The 18,606-nt window shown below is 19.5% G+C and carries 16 protein-coding genes and 1 tRNA gene; 6 read left to right on the top strand and 11 right to left on the bottom strand.

Features of this window, described 5'->3' with window-relative positions:
• Positions 1–5 precede the first annotated feature (5 nt).
• The 3 genes from metE to ftsY form a co-directional block, all read right to left on the bottom strand.
• Positions 6–2,282, bottom strand: coding sequence for a 5-methyltetrahydropteroyltriglutamate--homocysteine S-methyltransferase (gene metE, locus AACK90_RS01470; protein WP_339042993.1), 2,277 nt, complete (start codon positions 2,280–2,282; stop codon positions 6–8).
• A 115-nt stretch (positions 2,283–2,397) separates the two neighbouring features.
• Positions 2,398–3,267: an RNA polymerase sigma factor RpoH gene (rpoH, locus tag AACK90_RS01465; RefSeq protein ID WP_339042991.1), complete on the bottom strand. Its 870-nt coding sequence runs from the start codon at positions 3,265–3,267 to the stop codon at positions 2,398–2,400.
• Positions 3,268–3,366: 99 nt separating this feature from the next.
• The gene (gene ftsY, locus AACK90_RS01460) at positions 3,367–4,464 is read right to left on the bottom strand and encodes a signal recognition particle-docking protein FtsY (protein WP_339042989.1); all 1,098 of its coding nucleotides are present in this window, start codon (positions 4,462–4,464) and stop codon (positions 3,367–3,369) included.
• Positions 4,465–4,549: 85 nt separating this feature from the next.
• Between ftsY and rsmD the strand changes: the two genes are divergently transcribed.
• Together rsmD and AACK90_RS01450 are read left to right on the top strand one after the other, a co-directional pair.
• On the top strand, positions 4,550–5,113 hold the full coding sequence (gene rsmD / locus AACK90_RS01455) for a 16S rRNA (guanine(966)-N(2))-methyltransferase RsmD (protein WP_339042987.1): 564 nt from the start codon (positions 4,550–4,552) through the stop codon (positions 5,111–5,113).
• Positions 5,114–5,185: 72 nt separating this feature from the next.
• Positions 5,186–5,926 carry an ATP-binding protein gene (locus tag AACK90_RS01450; RefSeq protein WP_339042985.1) on the top strand — a complete coding sequence of 247 codons (741 nt, stop codon included), beginning with the start codon at positions 5,186–5,188 and terminating at the stop codon, positions 5,924–5,926.
• Between the two features lie 19 nt (positions 5,927–5,945).
• Here AACK90_RS01450 and efp read toward each other — a convergent pair whose 3' ends face one another.
• From efp to AACK90_RS01435, 3 genes are all read right to left on the bottom strand, one after another.
• Positions 5,946–6,512, bottom strand: coding sequence for an elongation factor P (gene efp, locus AACK90_RS01445; RefSeq protein WP_339042983.1), 567 nt, complete (start codon positions 6,510–6,512; stop codon positions 5,946–5,948).
• A gap of 161 nt (positions 6,513–6,673) precedes the next feature.
• Positions 6,674–8,320 carry a chaperonin GroEL gene (gene groL / locus AACK90_RS01440; protein ID WP_339042981.1) on the bottom strand — a complete coding sequence of 549 codons (1,647 nt, stop codon included), beginning with the start codon at positions 8,318–8,320 and terminating at the stop codon, positions 6,674–6,676.
• A gap of 52 nt (positions 8,321–8,372) precedes the next feature.
• Positions 8,373–8,663 (bottom strand): co-chaperone GroES, encoded by a 291-nt coding sequence (locus tag AACK90_RS01435; protein ID WP_339042979.1) that lies wholly within the window; start codon positions 8,661–8,663, stop codon positions 8,373–8,375.
• A 261-nt stretch (positions 8,664–8,924) separates the two neighbouring features.
• On the opposite strand from AACK90_RS01435, the gene AACK90_RS01430 reads away from it, so the two are divergent.
• Positions 8,925–8,997: transfer RNA gene (locus AACK90_RS01430), tRNA-Phe, on the top strand.
• A gap of 87 nt (positions 8,998–9,084) precedes the next feature.
• On the opposite strand, the gene mnmE is transcribed toward AACK90_RS01430, so the two are convergent.
• The 4 genes from mnmE to rpmH all read right to left on the bottom strand — a co-directional run bounded on the left by mnmE (position 9,085) and on the right by rpmH (position 12,855).
• On the bottom strand, positions 9,085–10,449 hold the full coding sequence (gene mnmE / locus AACK90_RS01425) for a tRNA uridine-5-carboxymethylaminomethyl(34) synthesis GTPase MnmE (RefSeq protein ID WP_339042977.1): 1,365 nt from the start codon (positions 10,447–10,449) through the stop codon (positions 9,085–9,087).
• A gap of 115 nt (positions 10,450–10,564) precedes the next feature.
• Positions 10,565–12,193 carry a membrane protein insertase YidC gene (gene yidC / locus AACK90_RS01420; RefSeq protein ID WP_339042975.1) on the bottom strand — a complete coding sequence of 543 codons (1,629 nt, stop codon included), beginning with the start codon at positions 12,191–12,193 and terminating at the stop codon, positions 10,565–10,567.
• Between the two features lie 150 nt (positions 12,194–12,343).
• Positions 12,344–12,700 carry a ribonuclease P protein component gene (gene rnpA / locus AACK90_RS01415; protein ID WP_339042973.1) on the bottom strand — a complete coding sequence of 119 codons (357 nt, stop codon included), beginning with the start codon at positions 12,698–12,700 and terminating at the stop codon, positions 12,344–12,346.
• A gap of 11 nt (positions 12,701–12,711) precedes the next feature.
• A complete protein-coding gene (gene rpmH / locus AACK90_RS01410) occupies positions 12,712–12,855 on the bottom strand; it encodes a 50S ribosomal protein L34 (RefSeq protein WP_339042971.1) in 144 nt (47 codons plus the stop codon).
• 230 nt (positions 12,856–13,085) lie between these two features.
• Between rpmH and dnaA the strand changes: the two genes are divergently transcribed.
• The 3 genes from dnaA (at position 13,086) to gyrB (ending at position 18,013) form a co-directional block, all read left to right on the top strand.
• Positions 13,086–14,402, top strand: a complete 1,317-nt coding sequence (dnaA, locus tag AACK90_RS01405; RefSeq protein ID WP_339042969.1) for a chromosomal replication initiator protein DnaA — start codon at positions 13,086–13,088, stop codon at positions 14,400–14,402.
• A 7-nt stretch (positions 14,403–14,409) separates the two neighbouring features.
• The gene (gene dnaN / locus AACK90_RS01400; protein ID WP_339042967.1) at positions 14,410–15,513 is read left to right on the top strand and encodes a DNA polymerase III subunit beta; all 1,104 of its coding nucleotides are present in this window, start codon (positions 14,410–14,412) and stop codon (positions 15,511–15,513) included.
• An 82-nt stretch (positions 15,514–15,595) separates the two neighbouring features.
• A complete protein-coding gene (gene gyrB, locus AACK90_RS01395) occupies positions 15,596–18,013 on the top strand; it encodes a DNA topoisomerase (ATP-hydrolyzing) subunit B (RefSeq protein ID WP_339042965.1) in 2,418 nt (805 codons plus the stop codon).
• 159 nt (positions 18,014–18,172) lie between these two features.
• Here the strand turns inward: gyrB and atpC are convergent, their stop codons facing one another.
• A complete protein-coding gene (gene atpC / locus AACK90_RS01390) occupies positions 18,173–18,595 on the bottom strand; it encodes an ATP synthase F1 subunit epsilon (protein ID WP_339042963.1) in 423 nt (140 codons plus the stop codon).
• Positions 18,596–18,606: the final 11 nt, after the last annotated feature.

Raw genomic sequence — 18,606 nt, 5'->3', positions numbered from 1 at the left:
ATATATTAACTATATTTTATAAGACGCATTTTTTTAGCAGCACTAACTAAATTTTTTAAAGATTTTTCTGACTCTTTCCAAGTACGTGTTTTTAAACCGCAATCTGGATTAACCCATAATTTGTTAACTTCAATAAATTTAGTTGATTTATATATTAATTTTAATATATCTTCTTCTGTTGGAATATTAGGAGAATGAATATCATAAAATCCAGGACCAATACTATTAGGATAATTAAAATTTTTAAAACACTTTAATAAATCCATTCTAGAACGAGTCGCTTCAATAGTTATTACATCTGCATCTAAATTAGTAATAGATTCAATGATATCATTAAATTCACAATAACACATATGAGTATGAATTTGAGTTGTATCTTTTACACTAGATACACTTAATTTAAAAGCATTAATAGCAGTTTTTAAATATTTTTTTCTTTTCTTTATATTTAATGGTAAACCTTCTCTTAAAGCAGGTTCATCAATTTGAATAATATTTATATTATTTTTTTCTAAATCATTTATTTCATCTTTTAAAGCTAAAGCAATTTGTTTAATAATAATTTTATAAGATAAATCTTCTCTTGGAAAAGACCATAAAAAAATTGTTATAGGACCAGTCAACATACCTTTTACAGGTTTTTTAGTTAAAGATTGCGCATATTTTATCCATTTAATAGTAATTTTTTTAGAACGAAAAATATCACCAATAATAATTGGAGGTTTAACACATCTTGAACCATAACTTTGAACCCATCCATTCTCAGTGAATAAAAATCCATCTAAATGTTCTCCAAAATATTCAACCATATCATTTCTTTCAGGTTCTCCATGAACTAAAACATCTATTTCTAATTCTTCTTGTTTTTTTATATTATATTTAATTATATTAAAAATATTATTTTCATATTCCGTTTTATTAATTCTATTTTCTTTAAATTTTAATCGTAAATTTCTAAGATCACGAGTTTGAGGAAAAGATCCAATAGTAGTTACAGGAAAAATTGGTAAATTTAATTTCTTTTGTTGTTTCTTTATACGAACTCTATATTCATTACATCTTTTATAGTCTTTTTCTGTAATTAAAGACAATCGTTTTTTTAAATTTTTATTATTAAAATTTAACTTATTTTTTTTAGAATATAAAGGAAAAATCCAAGATTTTATTAAATCTATATTTCCTGTATTTAAAGCATTCGTTAACAAAAATACTTCATAACATTTTTGTACAGCAAAAGAAAAATATGATTTTAATTTATCTGTCATTTTTTTCTCTTTATTAATATCAATTGGAATATGAAGCAATGAACAAGATGTTCCAATCCAAATATTTTTTCTAATTTTTTTAAAATTTTTAATTATATTATAATATTTTAATAAATCAGATTTCCAAATATTTTTCCCATTAATTATCCCTAAAGATAATAAAATCTTATCAGATAAAATTTCATTAAAAGTTAATAAATCATAATTTCCATATATAATATCTATATGTACTCCATCAATTGGAATAGAATTAACAACATCTAAATTATGAGAAATATTTCCAAAATAAGTAGTTAATAATTTTTTTGTATAACCCTTTAAATATTTATAACTATATATAAATTTTTCCTTCCAAAAATCTGATAATTCTAAAGATAAAATAGGTTCATCAATTTGTACCCATTTAATATTTTTTTTTTTAAAAAATTTAAAAATTTCTCTATATACATTTAAAAGTTTCGGTAACAAATTTAAACAATTAAAATTTTTAGAATCTACTTTTCCTAACCAAAGATAAGACATTGGTCCAAGAATAACAGGTTTTACTTTTTTTCCAATTAATAAAGCTTCATCTATTTCAATTAATAATTGACTACAATTAAAATTAAAAGAACTAAATTTATTAAATTCAGGAACTATATAATGATAATTAGTATTAAACCATTTTGTCATTTCAGATGGAAAAGTTTCTTTATTATTATGAGAAACTCCTCTTGCAATATAAAACATTGTATCAATATCTATTTTTTTTTGATTTTCATTTATAAATCTTTTAGGAATATTTCCTAACATTATACTTGTTGTTAAAACATGATCATACCAAGAAAAATCTCCAACAGATAAAAAATCTAAACCCATTTTTTTTTGTTTTTTTAAATTATAAATTCTTATTTTTTTTCCAACTTTTAATAATTCTTTTTGAGAAATTTTTTTATTCCAATAATTTTCTTGTGCTTTTTTTAATTCCCTATTCACTCCAATTCTAGGAAAACCTAATATATGATTTGATATATTCATAAAAATAATCTCTATTTAAAAAACTTTTATATTTAAAATTTTTTTCATATATATTATAAAAATAATAAATTTTAAAAAAAAATTTTATTTAAAAAAAAATATTATTTTATAAAAATTATATATTTTCTATAAATAAACGTAATTTTTTCATTGCATTTTTTTCTAATTGACGAACTCTTTCTGCAGTAATTCCATGATTTTTTGCAATATCTTTTAAAGTATTTTTTTTTTCACCCGATAACCAACGAGAACAAATAATATTTCTACTTCTTAAATCAAGATCTAAAAGAGCACAATTTAATTTATTTTTAACATATTTTTTCCAATTTTCATTTTCAATACTATGAGTAAAATCTGAAAGTTGTTCTCTAAAATATGGAATTGAATATAAATTATTTAAAAATTCATTAGTATTATTATTTTCTTCAGAACTATTATTCAAAAAAACATCTTTAGCACACATACGTAATTCCATTTCTTCAACATCTTTATCTTTTACATTAAGATTTTTTGCAATTTTTTTAATTTCTTGTCGATTAAACCAACTTAATTTCTTTTTACTTTTACGTAAATTAAAAAATAATTTTCGTTGAGCTTTAGTAGTTGCTATTTTTACTATTCTCCAATTCTTTAAAACATACTCATGAATTTCAGACTTAATCCAATAAACAGAAAAAGAAACTAATCTCACTCCTAAATTTGGATTAAATTTTTTTACAGATTTCATTAATCCAATATTTCCTTCTTGTATCAAATCAGCTTGAGGTAATCCATAACCAGAATATTTTTTTGCAATTCGAATAACAAAATTTAAATGAGATAATATCAAAATCTTTGCAGATTTTAAATCACCTTGATAAAAAAATTTTTTTGCTAATTTCTTTTCATCATTAGCAGTTAAAACTGGTAAATGATTAGAAAAATTAATATAATTATTAAAAATACTTAATGATTTTACTGATGAAATATTTCTTTTATCAATCATTTCTATTCCTATATTTAACTAATCATCATTTAACAAATTAATTTTTTATATAAAAAAAAATTAAAAATATACATAATAAATTACTATAACATATTTTTTTTATAATTCGTTCTTAAAAATAGTTTTTACAAATTGTTTACTATTAAAAGAAACAATATCATTAATAGATTCTCCTGTAGTAATATATTGTATTGGAATTTCAAATTGATCAGATATTGAAAAAATAATACCTCCTTTTGAAGTTCCATCAAACTTTGTTAAAATTATTCCTGTAACACCAAGAAATTTATTAAATAAATCTGCTTGAACAAGTGAATTTTGTCCATTACATGAATCTATTGTTAAAAATATCTCTAAAGTACCTGTTTTATTATTTTTTTTAATTACTCTAACTATTTTTTTTAATTCATTCATTAAATTAATATTTGTATGTAATCTTCCAGCTGTATCAATAATTAAAACATCAAAATTTTTTGAAATTGCTTGTTTAATAGAATCATATACAACAGATGCTGGATCAGATTTTGAATCTTTAAAAAATATATTTATTTTATTTTTTTCACATAAATTTTTTATTTGTGAAACAGCTGCAGCGCGAAAAGTATCAGCAGCTGAAACTAATACAGTTTTATTTTTTTTTTGATATAATTTAGATATTTTAACAATAGTAGTAGTTTTTCCAGAACCATTAATTCCAACTAATAATATAATAGTTAAATTTTTAAAAATTATTTCTTTTTTCGAAGACTTTTTTAAAATATTTTTCATTTCATTAATAATGGATTGATAAATAATTTTTGGGTTCTTCAATTGATTGTGATTAATATTATTAATAGAATTTTTTATAATTTTCTGAGAAGTTTTAAAACTAATATCACAAGAAATTAATTTTTCTTCTAAATTCATTAAAAAATTTTTATCTATTTTTTTTACTATAAAAAAACTTCTAAATACCGATTCAAATTTTTTTTTTGTTTTTAAAAATTTATTTTTTAAATAAATAAAATAATTATTTTTTTTTGTTTTTTTTTTATTTTTTTTAACAATAATATTTTTAGATAAATATATTTTTTTTTTTTTTAATTTATTATCTATTTTATCTTTAATAGTAAAATCAATATTGTTATTTTTTTTTTTTTTAAAAAAATTTATCTTATCAATAAAAGAATAAAAAATATTTTTTTTATTTTTTGACATATAATCTCCTTTACTATAAATTTTTTATGTAATATAAATATTTCTAATAATATAATACTATAAAAAATTTCTTAAAAAAAAAATAATGAAAAATAAAAAAAATATATTAAGAGTAATTGGTGGAAAATTTAAAAAAAATAAAATTTATATTAAACATTCAAAAATTTTAAGACCAACAAAAAATTTAGTTAGAGAAACATTATTTAATTGGTTACAAAAATATATAAAAAATTCAATCTGTTTAGATTGTTTTTCAGGTAGTGGAATTTTAGGAATAGAAGCTATATCAAGAAAAGCGAAGTTCGTCACTGCTCTTGAAATTAATAAAAAAAATACAAAAAATATTCTAAAAAATCTAAAAAAATTAAAAATATTTACCATGCAAGTAATATCTACAGATTCAATAAAATGGTTAAAAAAAAAAAAAATATCATATGATATAATTTTTTTAGACCCTCCATATAAAAAATACAAAATATTAGAAAAATCAATTTTCCTAATAGAAAAAAAAAAATGGGCAAAAAAAAACACGATTATATATATTGAACAACAAATTAATAAAATAAAAATAAAAATTCCAAAAAATTGGATATTAATAAAAGAAAAAAAAAATAAAAATTTTAAATATGGAATTTATAAGAAAAAATAAATATTTTAAAATAAATATATATTACATAACTTAAAAATTTAAATATAAAATGCAACTTACAAGGATAGATTGATGAATAGTTATATAAAATTAATTAAAAAAATAAAATCTATGATACCAGAACATATAAAACCAAAATTTAATAATGAAAGAGATTTATTATATTGGAATCAAAAACAAGGAATAATTTCTTCACAATCTATATTAAGAAAAAATAAAGCAAATAAAATGCAATATATGTTAAAAAATTCTGGAATTAAAAAATTATATATGAAATGTTCATTTTATAATTACAAAATATTTAATCTAGGACAAAAAAAAGTTTTAAATTTTTCCAAACAATATGTTACAAACTTTAGTAAAAGATTTTCAAATTTTATATTTTCAGGAAATCCTGGAACTGGAAAAAATCATTTAGCAGCAGCTATAGGAAATTCTTTAATTTTACAAGAAAAAACATTTTTAATTATAACTATCTCAGATCTAATGTCTAAAATAAAAAAAACTTTTAATAAAAACAATGAACTTACTGAAGAATATTTTATAAAAAAATTAACTCGAGTAGATTTATTAATTATAGATGAAATCGGTATTCAAACAAAATCAGAATATGAAAAAATTATTATACATCAAATAATAGATCGACGTTCTTCTTCTAAAAAATCAACAGGAATATTATCAAATTTAAATTTTAATAAATTAAATAAATTATTAGGAGAAAGAATTATCGATCGTTTAAAATTAGGAAATAGCATATGGTTAAATTTTAATTGGGAAAGTTATCGCTCTAAAGTAATAGATAAAAAAATATAAAATTTTATTTTAAAAAAAATTAATTTCTTGAAACATATTTACCAGTACGCGTATCTATTTTAATTATATCATTAACATTAATAAAATACGGAACTTTAATTGATATTCCAGTATTTAATAATGCAGATTTCATATTTTTATTTATAGAATTTTTTTTTACAATAGAAATTGTTTTTTCAATTTTTAAATAAACAAAATTTTTTAAAGAAATTGAAATAACTTCATTTTTCCAAATAGTTAAAGAACATTTACATTGAGGAATAATCCAAAAACGTTTTATACCAATAATTTTTTTAGTAACGATAAATTCTTCAAAATTTTTATTATCTAAAAAATACCAAAAAGCACTATTATTATATAAATATATTACCTTTACATCTTTTACATTAGCTATTTTAAAAAAATCAGTAGATTTAAAAGTCGTTTCAACAATTTTTCCAGATAAAATATTCTTAAATTTAACTCTAGAAAAAGCTTGTCCTTTTCCAGGTTTTACAAATTTACTACTTTGAATTACACAAGGTTTTTTAAAAATTATAACTTTTAAACCTGGCTTTAAAGAATGTATCGAATATTCTCTTATCATAATTTTTATTATAAATATATTTTTAAAGAATTTATAATTATTTAAAATAATATTTTATTTTCCCGTAATTTAAAATTACAGGGAAAATAAATTAAAATATTTTAATATAATAAATAATAAATATAAAAAATTTATATTTTTTTTATTTTTTTTAAAAAAAATTACATCATTCCACCCATTCCACCCATTCCATTAGATGATGGAGAAGGCATATCAGATGACTTATCTTCTTTAGGAGAATCAGTAACCATACATTCTGTCGTAATCATTAATCCTGCTACAGAAGCTGCATATTGAAGAGCAGATCTCGTCACTTTAGTTGGATCTAATATTCCAAAACTTATCATATCTCCATATTCATCAGTAGCTGCATTATATCCATAATTGCCTTTTCCAGCTTTTACATTATTTGTAACAACAGATGGTTCTTCACCAGAATTAGCAACAATTTGACGTAAAGGAGCTTCCATAGATCTTAAAGCAACTCTAATACCTACATTTTGATCTTCATTTTGTCCAGTAATATGAGAAATCTTAGAAGCTACACGAACTAATGCGACTCCTCCACCAGCAACAACACCTTCTTCCACTGCTGCACGAGTTGCATGTAATGCATCTTCTACACGTGCTTTTTTCTCTTTCATTTCAACTTCAGTTGCAGCTCCAACTTTTAATACCGCTACACCACCAGATAATTTTGCTAATCTTTCATTTAATTTTTCTTTATCATAATCTGATGTAGATTCATTTACTTGTTGACGAATATTTAAAATTCTATTTTTTATTTCAGATTTTTTTCCTAAACCACCAATAATTGTTGTAGAATCTTTAGTAATAACTACTCGTTTTGCTTGTCCTAAATCTTCTAATGTAGACTTTTCTAAATCCATTGCTAATTCTTCAGAAATAACTGTTCCACCTGTTAAAATAGATATATCCTGTAACATAGATTTTCGACGATCTCCAAAACCAGGAGCTTTTACTGCAGCAATTTTTACAATTCCTCTCATAGAATTTACAACTAATGTAGCTAATGCTTCTCCTTCTAAATCCTCTGAAATAATTAATAATGGTTTTCCAGATTTTGCAATAGCTTCTAAGATAGGTAACAACTCCCTAATATTAGATATTTTTTTATCCGCCATTAATATATAAGGATCATCTAATTCTACAATACCAGTCTCCGGTTTATTAATAAAATATGGAGACAAATAACCTCTATCAAATTGCATACCTTTAACAACATCTAATTCATCTTCTAAACCAGTTCCTTCTTCAACAGTAATTACTCCATCATTACCCACTTTTTCCATAGCTTCAGAAATTAATGATCCAACTGTTTCATCTGCATTAGCAGAAATTGTTCCAACTTGAGTTATTGCTTTAGAATTTGAACATGGAACAGATAATTTTTTTAATTCTTTTACAGCTTGAATCACAGCTTTATCAATACCTCTTTTTAAATCCATTGGATTCATTCCAGCTGCTACTGCTTTTAAACCTTCATTAACAATAGATTGAGCTAATAAAGTTGCAGTTGTTGTACCATCTCCAGCTACATCATTTGCTTTAGACGCGACTTCTTTAACCATTTGTGCGCCCATATTTTCAAATTTATCTTCTAATTCAATTTCTCTAGCTACAGAAACACCATCTTTAGTTATACTTGGAGCACCAAAAGATTTGTCTAAAACAACATTTCTTCCTTTAGGTCCTAAAGTAACTTTTACAGCGTCTGCTAATATATTAACACCACGAAGCATTTTTGTTCGTGCTTCATTACTAAACTTTACATCTTTTGCTGCCATATTATAGTTTCCTTTAATAATTTTTTTTTAAATATAATTAATAAAATATTATTTATTCAACAACTGCTAAAACATCACTTTCAGTTAAAATTAAAACTTCTTCATTATTTATTTTTTCTGTTTTAGCGCCATATCCTTCATTAAATATTATAATATCATTAACTTTGACATCTAATTTTTTGATTTTTCCATTATCTAAAATTTTACCATTTCCAACAGCTAAAACTTTCCCTCTTGTAGATTTATTTGCAGCAGATCCTGTTAAAACAATTCCTCCTGCAGACTTAGATTCAATTTTTTGACGCTTAACAATAATACGATCATGTAATGGACGTATTTTCATTATTAAATATTCTCCTGTAATATCAATTCTTCTAAAAAATTTTATTAAAAAAAAATAAGTTTAGAATATATTATTTGCTTCTATTTATAGTATATGGACGATTCTTATTAGTTTCAAGTTTTGAAAAAAAAAAAAAAAAAAAAAAGAAAAGAAAAAAATAAAAAAAAAAAAAATATATTTTATATATATATTTTTTAAAATATAATTTAAAAAAAATATTGACAAACAATGACTATTAATGGTTTACTATATTGTATAAAAGCCCGAATAGCTCAGTCGGTAGAGCAGGGGACTGAAAATCCCCGTGTCGGTGGTTCAATTCCGCCTTCGGGCAATTATTTTTTAAATTTTTTTATTTCAAAAAAATATTATTATATAAAAAAATAAAAAATAAAAAATTTTAATTTTTATTAAAAAATATTCATTTTCCAATACAAAAATTTGAAAATATTTCATTTAAAATTTCTTCTGAACTAACTTTACCAGTAATTTTATTTAAAAAATTTTGAACATTTTTTAAAGAATCAGCTAAAATTTCATAATTTTTATTTATTTTCCATTCAGACTTTGCAAAATATAATTCATTTAAAGATAGTTTTATTTCTTTAATATGTCTTTGTCTAATTAAAAAAATATTTTCCTGTGGAATTTTTATTATTTTATCAATATATTTTTTTAAAGAAGAATATAAATTTTCCAATCCTATTTTTTTTTTTATAGAAATAGAAATAGATTTTACATTTTTATAATAAAAAATTTCCGGATAAGATTTAAATGTTTTATCAATTTTATTAAAAACTAACAAAATATAAATATTAGAAGAAATATTTTTCAAATAATTATCAAATTTTTTAAGTTGATTTTCTTTATTTTTACTTAAATCAATTAAAAATAATAATATATTTGAATAATTAATTTCATTTTTTGCTAAATTTATACCTATATTTTCAATTTTATCTTTAGTTTTTCTAAGACCAGCAGTATCAGTTAATTCTATTAATTGTTGATATAAAATTATTTTACTATGTATTAAATCTCTAGTTGTACCTTTTATATTTGTTACAATAGAAGACCTTTTACATGATAAAAAATTGAATAAACTAGACTTACCAGAATTTGGAAATCCAGCGATAACTATTTTTATTCCATTTTTTAAAACTTCACTATTTTTAGAAATAAATATTGTTTTCTTTAAAGAAATAATTAATTTTTTTATAATATTTAATATATTACATTCTACATCTAAATCTATATTTTCATCTACAAAATTTAATTCTACTTCAATAATAGATCTTAAATTTTTTACTTTATTTATAATTTTATTAATATAAAATGAAAAATCTCCATTTAATGAATTTAATGAAGCTTTTACTGCAGCCTCAGAAGTTGAATGAATTAAATCTGAAATAGATTCTGATTGAATTAAATCAATTTTTTTATTCAAAAAAGATCTTTTAGAAAACTCTCCAGGCTCAGCTAGTCTTAAACCTTTTATTTTTAAAATATTTTTAATTAATAAATTTACAATAAAATTATTTCCATGTCCTTGTAATTCTAAAACATCTTCTCCTGTAAAAGAATTAGGAGAAGGAAACCAAATCGCAATTCCTTGATCAATAATATCTCCATTAAAATTGAAAAATTTAGAATAAACAGCGTATCTTGGTTTTATAAACTTTTTTAAAACATTTTTTAAAACTATAGAAGTTTTTTTTCCAGATATTCTAACAATATAAACTCCACCAATTCCTTGAGGAGTCGCTTGAGCTATAATCGTATCAGACATTTTTTTATCATTATATTTTCTTATTATATTTTTAATAATATAAAAAATTCAAAAAAAATAAAAACAAAAAAATAAAAAATATAAATTTTTTAATTTTTTATTATTTATATTAAAATTATTTTTTTTTATTTTTATTAAAATTTTTTAAAACTAACTTATGTTGAAAAATACTAACCATGTTATTAACTATATAGTATAGAACTAATCCTGAAGGAAACCATAAAAAAAACAAAGTAAAAAATATTGGAATTATAAATACTATTTTTTCTTGCAATGATACTATAGAACTAACATTTAATTGATTTTTATTAATTTTTTTATTAGAAGAGAATTTTTGAGTAAAAAACATTGTAATTCCCATAATTATAGGAAGAACATAAAATTTATCATAACTCGACAAATCCTGTATCCAAAAAATAAATGGTGAATGTCTTAATTCAACAGAATTTGTTAACATATAATAAAGAGAAAGAAAAATAGGCATTTGAAAAATTAAAGGTAATAATCCTGAAAATGGATTAATTTTTTCTTTTTTATATAATAAAATAATTTTTTCACTCATTTTTTTTTTATTATTATTATATTTATTTTTTAAATAATTTAATTTAGGCTGTAAAGATTTTAACTTTTCCATGGCAAGATATTGAGCGCGATTTAAAGGATATGTAAAAAAACGTACTATGATAGTAATTAGTATTATTGAAAATCCCCAATTTCCTATTATATTATGTAAAAAATTTAATAATTTAAATAAAGGTTGAGATAAAAACCATAAAAATCCGTAATCCACTGTCAAATCTAAATTTGGAGACAGTTCTTTCATATCTTTCTGAATCTCCGGACCAATCCAAAGTGATGAATTTATATTTTTTTTTCCATATTTTGGAACTAAAAACGAAGATGTATAATATCCAATTACTGCAATTTTAGAATTAATATTTTTAGTATATATTGTGTTCAATCCTAAATTTTTTGAAGGTACCCAAGCTGTAACAAAATATTTTTGTAACATTGCAATCCATCCAGAATGGATTTTTTTATACAAATTATCATTTGAAATAATTTTATCAAAATCATGTTTTTTATATTTTTGATCATCTGAAGAAAAAGCAGGACCTCTATAAGAATTTAAATTATGAGAACGATTTGAAATATTAGAATTATCAGAGTTTATTGTCTGAATAATTTCTCCAAAAACATTAAAATTTAATTTTTTATTGCTAAAATTATACACACTAAATTTTAATTGAATATCATATCTTCCTCTTTTAAAAATAAAAATTTTTTTATACTTTGTTCCATCTTCTTTTATACAAACCATTGGAACAACTAATGTATTATGATGTGGCAGTAATTCAAAAAAATTTTTTTTTGTATTATAATCTAACGAAATTTTTTTGTTATATGAATTTATTTGATTAAAACCACTTTTAACTTGATATAAAAAATTTGAATTTTTTTTTAACAATTGAAAATTTTTTATAGAATCTTTTGTTTCTTTATACTTTAATAAATCAACAATTTTTATATTTCCATTATGTTTATTAATAATAATTGAAAAAACATCTGTTTTAATTAAAACTTCTTGATTATTGTTTTCATGTAAAACATTTTGAAAACTATTAACATTTTCTTTTGAAGAAAAATTTTTTTTTTGTAAATAATTCTCTTTCTTAAAAAAATTCCATAAAAAAAAAGAAAATAACAAAAAAATAAAAATAAAAAAATTACGTTTAAAATACATTTTTATTCTCTTTTATTCATTTTTATTTAGTAAACTAAAAAATTTAAATTTCATAAAAATTTTTAAATTTGTAAAAAATTAGATTAAAAAAAATGAAAAATTTTAATCTAATTTTCAATATTTAAGAATTTATTAAATTTCAATAATAATTTAATTTTTTAAATTAAAAAAATATCTAGACCATAAATATTTTAATTTATTTAAGAAAATACGATTTTTATATCTAAATATTTTTTTTTTAACAATAACTACATAATCCATTAAAAGTAAGTTATTTTTATGAACTCTAAAAAATTCTCTTACTAATCTTTTAATATAATTTCTTTCAACAGAATTTCTTACATTTTGTTTAGAAATAGAAATTCCTAATCTAGGATAATTAAAATTATTAACTCGTCCTAAGATAATTATTTCATTAAATTGTACTTTATACGAATTTTTCAATACAAATTTATACTGCCTAGAAGTTAATAAACGAAAATTTTTATTTAAAGAATATTTAATCACAATAAATATAATTATTTAGATGAAATTGTTAAAAAATATTTTTTTTTAGAACGTCTACGAGATAAAATAAGACGACCATTTTTTGTTGACATTCGTGCTCGAAATCCATGTATTCTATTTCTTTTTAAAATAGATGGTTGAAAAGTTCTTTTCATAATTATAAAACCTAAATAAATTGAATATAAAATCAATAAAATCTTTTTAAAAACTTATTTTTTTAATATATATATTTTAAAATATATAAAAATAAAAGATTATTTTATTTAATAATAAATATTAAAACTAACAGCATTTATATTTTAATCCACATAGAATAAGTTAACATATTTTAAATACTTATTGAAAAAAAATATAAAATATTTTTATAAATATTGGAGTCTGAGAAATGTTTTTGTTAGTATGGAAAAAATGTTTAAATTATTTTAAAAAAAAATTATCAATAAATGAATTTAGCATGTGGATAAATCCATTAAAATTAAAAATTAAAAATTCAAAAATTATTCTTTATACATCAAATAAATTTACTTTACATTGGATAAAAGAAAAATACTTTAAAAAAATTAAAAAATTATTAAATTATTACCATGGAAATAAATCTCTAAAAATTAAATTAGAAATTCAAAAAAAAAAAAAAAAAAAAAATATATACTTATATAAAAAAATTTATAAAAAAAAAAAATGTAGTAATATTTATAAAAAAATATATAATTTTAAAAATTTTATTACTGGAAAATCTAATAAATTAGCATATAAATCAGCATATTTAATAGCTAAACATCCAGGAAAATTTTATAATCCATTATTTTTATATGGTAAGACGGGATTAGGAAAAACACATTTGCTTTATGCTATTAAAAATTTTATTATTAAAAATAAAAAAAATACTAAAATAATTTATATTAGTTCAGAAAATTTTGTACGAAATATGGTAAAATCTTTAAAAAATAATTCTATTGATAAATTTAAGAAATACTATAGGTCTACAAATATTTTATTAATGGATGACATTCAATTTTTTTCAAATAAAAAAAGATCACAAGAAGAATTTTTTCATACATTTAATGATTTAATAAAAAAAAAGAAACAAATAGTATTAACTTCTAATTGTTATCCAATTTCAATAAAAGGCATAAAAAATCGATTAAAATCTAGATTAGATTGCGGATTAAGTATTTGTATCAAACCACCAAAAATTCAAACAAGAATTTCTATTTTAGTAAAAAAATCATTAAAAAAAAATATATTTTTAAAAGATAAAATAATTTATTTTATAGCTAAAAAATTAAATTCAAATATTAGAGAATTAGAAGGTGCTATAAATAAAATAAAAGCATATGCTTTTCTAAAAAAAAAAAAAAATATTACTTTAAATTTTGTAAAAAACGCTCTAAAAGATTTATTTTTTGCAAAAAAAAAAAAAATTACTATAAATAAAATACAAAAAGTAGTATCAAATTATTATAATATCAAATTATCAGAATTATTATCAAAAAAAAAATCTCTTTCAATAATTCTTCCGCGACAAATAGCTATAAAAATTTCAAGAAAATTAACAACAAAAAGTTTAAAAGAAATAGGAGCATATTTCAATAAAAAAAGTCACACTACTGTAATATATTCATGTAAAAAAATAAAAACCTTATGTAATAATAATTCAAAAATTAAAAAAGATTATTATAACTTACTTAAAAAAATTTCTTAATAAAAAAATGAAATGTATAGTTGAGCAAAAAAATATTATTCAACCATTGCAAAAAATTAGTTCTTTACTAATAAAAAATAATCCTAATGAAATCCTAGGAAATATTTTAATTAAAATAACAAAATTGTATATTTTATTAATTAGTACAAATACAGAAATCGAAATAATTTATAAAATTTCAAATAATTATAACTGTAAACCAGGAAAGATAACTGTATCTGGAAGAAAAATGCTTGAAATTTTTAGAATAATTTCAAAAAAATCTTTAATATATATCAAATTAATTAATAAAAAACTTTATATAACTTCAAAAAATAGTAAATTTTCTTTATTAACTATTTCTGAAAAAAAATTTCCATACTTTAAAAAAATTGAATATAAAAAGAAAATTTATATAAATCAAAAAATTTTAAAAAATATGTTAGAATATACTTATTTTTCAATGTCTACTCAAGATATTAGATCTTACCTAAATGGAGTTTTTATAGAATTTAAAAAAAAATATATAAAATCCATTGCAACTAATGGACATAGAATGGCTATTTTTAAAAAAAAAAATAAAAAAAAATATTTAAATAAATTTTCGATAATATTACCTAGAAAAACAGTTATAGAATTAAATAAAATACTTATAAATAAAAAAAAGAAAATAAAAATTTTATATAACAAAAATAATATTCAATTTCATTTAAAAAATATTATATTTACATCAAAACTTATAAATAGTAATTTTCCAGATTTAAAACATATATTAATAAAAAAAAAAAAATATAAAATAAAAATTAATACAAATTTATTAAAAAAATCTTTATTTCACGTATCTATTTTAGTTCATGAACAAATTAAAGGTATTTTTCTTATATTTGAAAATAAAAAATGTACAATAATTTCACATAATCAAGAAGAACAAGCAAAATATAAATTTAAAACAGAATACAATTATAAAAAAAAAATAAAAATATCAGTTAATATAAACTATTTATTAGACATCTTAAAAATTTTAAAACATGATTTCATTTATTTTGTATTAGATAAAAAAATTAAATATTTACAAATTGAAGTCCCAGAAAAAAAAGAACTAAAATATATAATTTTACCATTATATCTTTAACAAAAAATTTTGAAACATAAAATTTATATGTTTAAATATATGTTTATTAAAAATTTTTAAAAAATATATAAAAAGAGAAAAAATGCAAAATAATTATAATTCATCAAATATAAAAATATTAAAAGGATTAGAAGCAGTAAAAAGACGTCCAGGAATGTATATAGGAGATACAGATGATGGAACTGGTTTACATCATATGGTTTTTGAAGTAGTTGATAATTCAATTGATGAAGCTCTTGCTGGATACTGTAATAAAATTATTGTATCAATACATGAAGATAATTCAATTTCAGTAGAAGATAATGGAAGAGGAATACCTGTCGATATTCATCCTGAAGAAGGAATACCTGCATCAGAAGTTATTATGACAATGCTTCATGCTGGAGGAAAATTTGATGATTATTCTTATAAAATTTCTGGAGGATTGCATGGTGTTGGAATATCTGTTGTAAATGCATTATCTAAAAAATTAAAATTAATAATTTTTAGAAATAAAAAAATATATCAACAATATTATTCTAACGGTAACAAAAAAAGTGAATTATTAATTATAGGAAAAAGTAAAAATACTGGTACAAAAATAAGATTTTGGCCAAATTCTAAAATTTTCAATAATATAATAAAATTTGAACATAAAATTATTTCTCATAGATTAAAAGAACTATCTTTTTTAAATCCAAATATTTCTATTATACTAATTAATAATATAAAAAAAAAAAAAAAAAAATATTATCACAAAGGTGGAATAAAAGAATTTATTCAATATATTAATAAAAATAAAAAATTTTTAAATCCTAAAAATTTATATTTTATTTCAAAAAAAAAATCTGTATCAGTAGAATTATCTATGCAATGGAATAATTCCTTTAAAGAAAAAATTCTTTGTTATACAAATAATATTCCTCAAAAAGAAGGAGGTAGTCACTTATCTGGATTTAAATCAGCTCTTACAAGAACAATAAATAACTACATTGATAAAGAAAAAATTAAAAAAAAAAATAAAATAAATATAATAGGAGATGATGTTCGAGAAGGTTTAATTGCAATTATTTCAATAAAAATAAACGATCCAAAATTTTCTTCTCAAACAAAAGAAAAATTAGTTTCCTCAGAAGTAAAACCGGTTATTGAATCTTTAATACATGAACATTTATTAGATTTTTTATTAGAAAATCCAAATGATACAAAAATAATTATTAATAAAATTATTGAATCAGCTACAGCAAGAGAATCTGCTAAAAGAGCAAGAGAAATTACAAAAAAAAAAAGTGCTCTAGAATTATCAGGATTACCTGGAAAACTATCTGATTGTCAAGAAAAAAATCCAATCTTCTCTGAAATATATTTAGTAGAAGGAGATTCTGCTGGAGGATCTGCAAAACAAGGAAGAAATAGAAAAAATCAAGCTATACTACCACTAAAAGGAAAAATATTAAATGTAGAAAAATCAACATTTGAAAAAATGCTTTCCTCTCAAGAAATAACATCAATAATTACAGCTCTTGGATGTGGTATAGGAAAAGAAAATTATGATTTAAAAAAACTACGATATCATAGTATTATAATTATGACAGATGCAGATACAGATGGTTCTCATATCAGAACATTACTATTAACTTTTTTTTATCGATACATGCCAGAAATTATTGAAAAAGGACACGTATATATTGCACAACCACCTTTATATAAAATTCAACAAGGTAAAAAAGAAAAATATATAAAAAATTATCTTTCAATGAAAAAATATCAAATTAAAATAGCCTTAAGAAATATTAAAATTGTAAGTAAAAAAATTAAATTTTTATCTAAATATTATAAAAAATTTAAAAAAATAATATATGATTATGTAAAAATAAAAAACTTGATTAAAAAAAAATATTCACTTCAATTTAAAAAAATATTAAATGAACTAGTTAAACATTATATATTAAAAAATTTAAAAAATAAAAAAAAAATAAAAAATTGGTTATTTTTTTTAATTAATAAACTTAATTCAAAATCAAAAAATCATTCAATATATTCATATAAAATTAAAAAAAATAAGGAAATAAAATATTTTGATTTATATATATATATAAAAATTTATGGACATGTAAAAAAATACTGTCTTACATATAAATTTTTTAAAAATAAAATTTATAATAAAATAAAAAAAATTCAAAAAAAAATTATATTTTTTAAAAAAAATAAAACTCAAATAATTAAAAAAAATCATAAAAAAAAAATTCGATTTAAATCTTTAAAAAAAACTTTATATTGGATAATGAAAAAATCTCATCAAAAAATCTTTATACAACGTTATAAAGGATTAGGAGAAATGAATCCATCTCAATTATGGAATACAACTATGAATCCAGAAACAAGAAGAATGATTCAAGTAAAAATAAAAGATGCTGAAAAAGCAAATAAATTATTTAGTATTTTAATGGGAGATTCTGTTGAACCAAGAAAAAAATTTATTCAAAAAAACGCATTACTAGCAGAAAATATAGATTTTTAAAAAAAATTAGCGGCAAAAAAAAAAGAAAAAATAAAAAAATAACAAATTGAAATAAAAATAAGTTAATAATAAATATTTTTTTTTAAAAAAAATAATAATAATAAACAAAATAAAATAAAAGCCGCTAAATATATAATTAAACACTATTAAATAATTAAATTATTTTTTTTTTTTTTTTTTTCTTATATTTTTTAGAAAAAAAATTTTTTTTAAAATATTATTGTATTTTTTTTTTATTTGATAATTATAATCAAAATCTTTATTTGTTTTATAACATAATTTAATCTTATTTTTTTTATTAATTAAATCAGTATTATTTAAATTTTTTGAATTAATAGCATAATTTGCTAATACATTTGTAATTTTTGGTTGAACTTCCAAAATTCCTTTAGATATATAAATATATTCTAAATTTCCATTCCGTAATTTTATATCAATTGATCCAGACTTAATAAAAGTCAATAATGGAGCATGATTTAAAAAAATACTTAAATCTCCATAAATTCCTGGAAATTTAACGCTTTTAACTTTTTTAGAAAAAATTTTTTTTTTTAAACTTACAATATTAAGAAAAAAACACATAATTTATTACA

This window comes from Buchnera aphidicola (Periphyllus acericola) (genome assembly GCF_964019855.1).
Classification (GTDB): Bacteria; Pseudomonadota; Gammaproteobacteria; order Enterobacterales; family Enterobacteriaceae; genus Buchnera_J; species Buchnera_J aphidicola_BC.
The sequence above is the reverse complement of the archived record's forward strand: the minus strand, read 5'-3'. Positions and strand labels throughout refer to the sequence as shown.

What these genes read in the sequence shown, in the direction of transcription:
- metE (WP_339042993.1), bottom strand. Translation starts at nt 2,282, where the DNA reads ATGAATATATCAAATCATATATTAGGTTTTCCTAGAATTGGAGTGAAT.
- AACK90_RS01435 (WP_339042979.1), bottom strand. Translation starts at nt 8,663, where the DNA reads ATGAAAATACGTCCATTACATGATCGTATTATTGTTAAGCGTCAAAAA.
- atpC (WP_339042963.1), bottom strand. Translation starts at nt 18,595, where the DNA reads ATGTGTTTTTTTCTTAATATTGTAAGTTTAAAAAAAAAAATTTTTTCT.
- rpmH (WP_339042971.1), bottom strand. Translation starts at nt 12,855, where the DNA reads ATGAAAAGAACTTTTCAACCATCTATTTTAAAAAGAAATAGAATACAT.
- AACK90_RS01450 (WP_339042985.1), top strand. Translation starts at nt 5,186, where the DNA reads ATGAATAGTTATATAAAATTAATTAAAAAAATAAAATCTATGATACCA.
- mnmE (WP_339042977.1), bottom strand. Translation starts at nt 10,449, where the DNA reads ATGTCTGATACGATTATAGCTCAAGCGACTCCTCAAGGAATTGGTGGA.
- ftsY (WP_339042989.1), bottom strand. Translation starts at nt 4,464, where the DNA reads ATGTCAAAAAATAAAAAAAATATTTTTTATTCTTTTATTGATAAGATA.
- groL (WP_339042981.1), bottom strand. Translation starts at nt 8,320, where the DNA reads ATGGCAGCAAAAGATGTAAAGTTTAGTAATGAAGCACGAACAAAAATG.
- rsmD (WP_339042987.1), top strand. Translation starts at nt 4,550, where the DNA reads ATGAAAAATAAAAAAAATATATTAAGAGTAATTGGTGGAAAATTTAAA.
- efp (WP_339042983.1), bottom strand. Translation starts at nt 6,512, where the DNA reads ATGATAAGAGAATATTCGATACATTCTTTAAAGCCAGGTTTAAAAGTT.
- yidC (WP_339042975.1), bottom strand. Translation starts at nt 12,193, where the DNA reads ATGTATTTTAAACGTAATTTTTTTATTTTTATTTTTTTGTTATTTTCT.
- rpoH (WP_339042991.1), bottom strand. Translation starts at nt 3,267, where the DNA reads ATGATTGATAAAAGAAATATTTCATCAGTAAAATCATTAAGTATTTTT.
- dnaA (WP_339042969.1), top strand. Translation starts at nt 13,086, where the DNA reads ATGTTTTTGTTAGTATGGAAAAAATGTTTAAATTATTTTAAAAAAAAA.
- gyrB (WP_339042965.1), top strand. Translation starts at nt 15,596, where the DNA reads ATGCAAAATAATTATAATTCATCAAATATAAAAATATTAAAAGGATTA.
- dnaN (WP_339042967.1), top strand. Translation starts at nt 14,410, where the DNA reads ATGAAATGTATAGTTGAGCAAAAAAATATTATTCAACCATTGCAAAAA.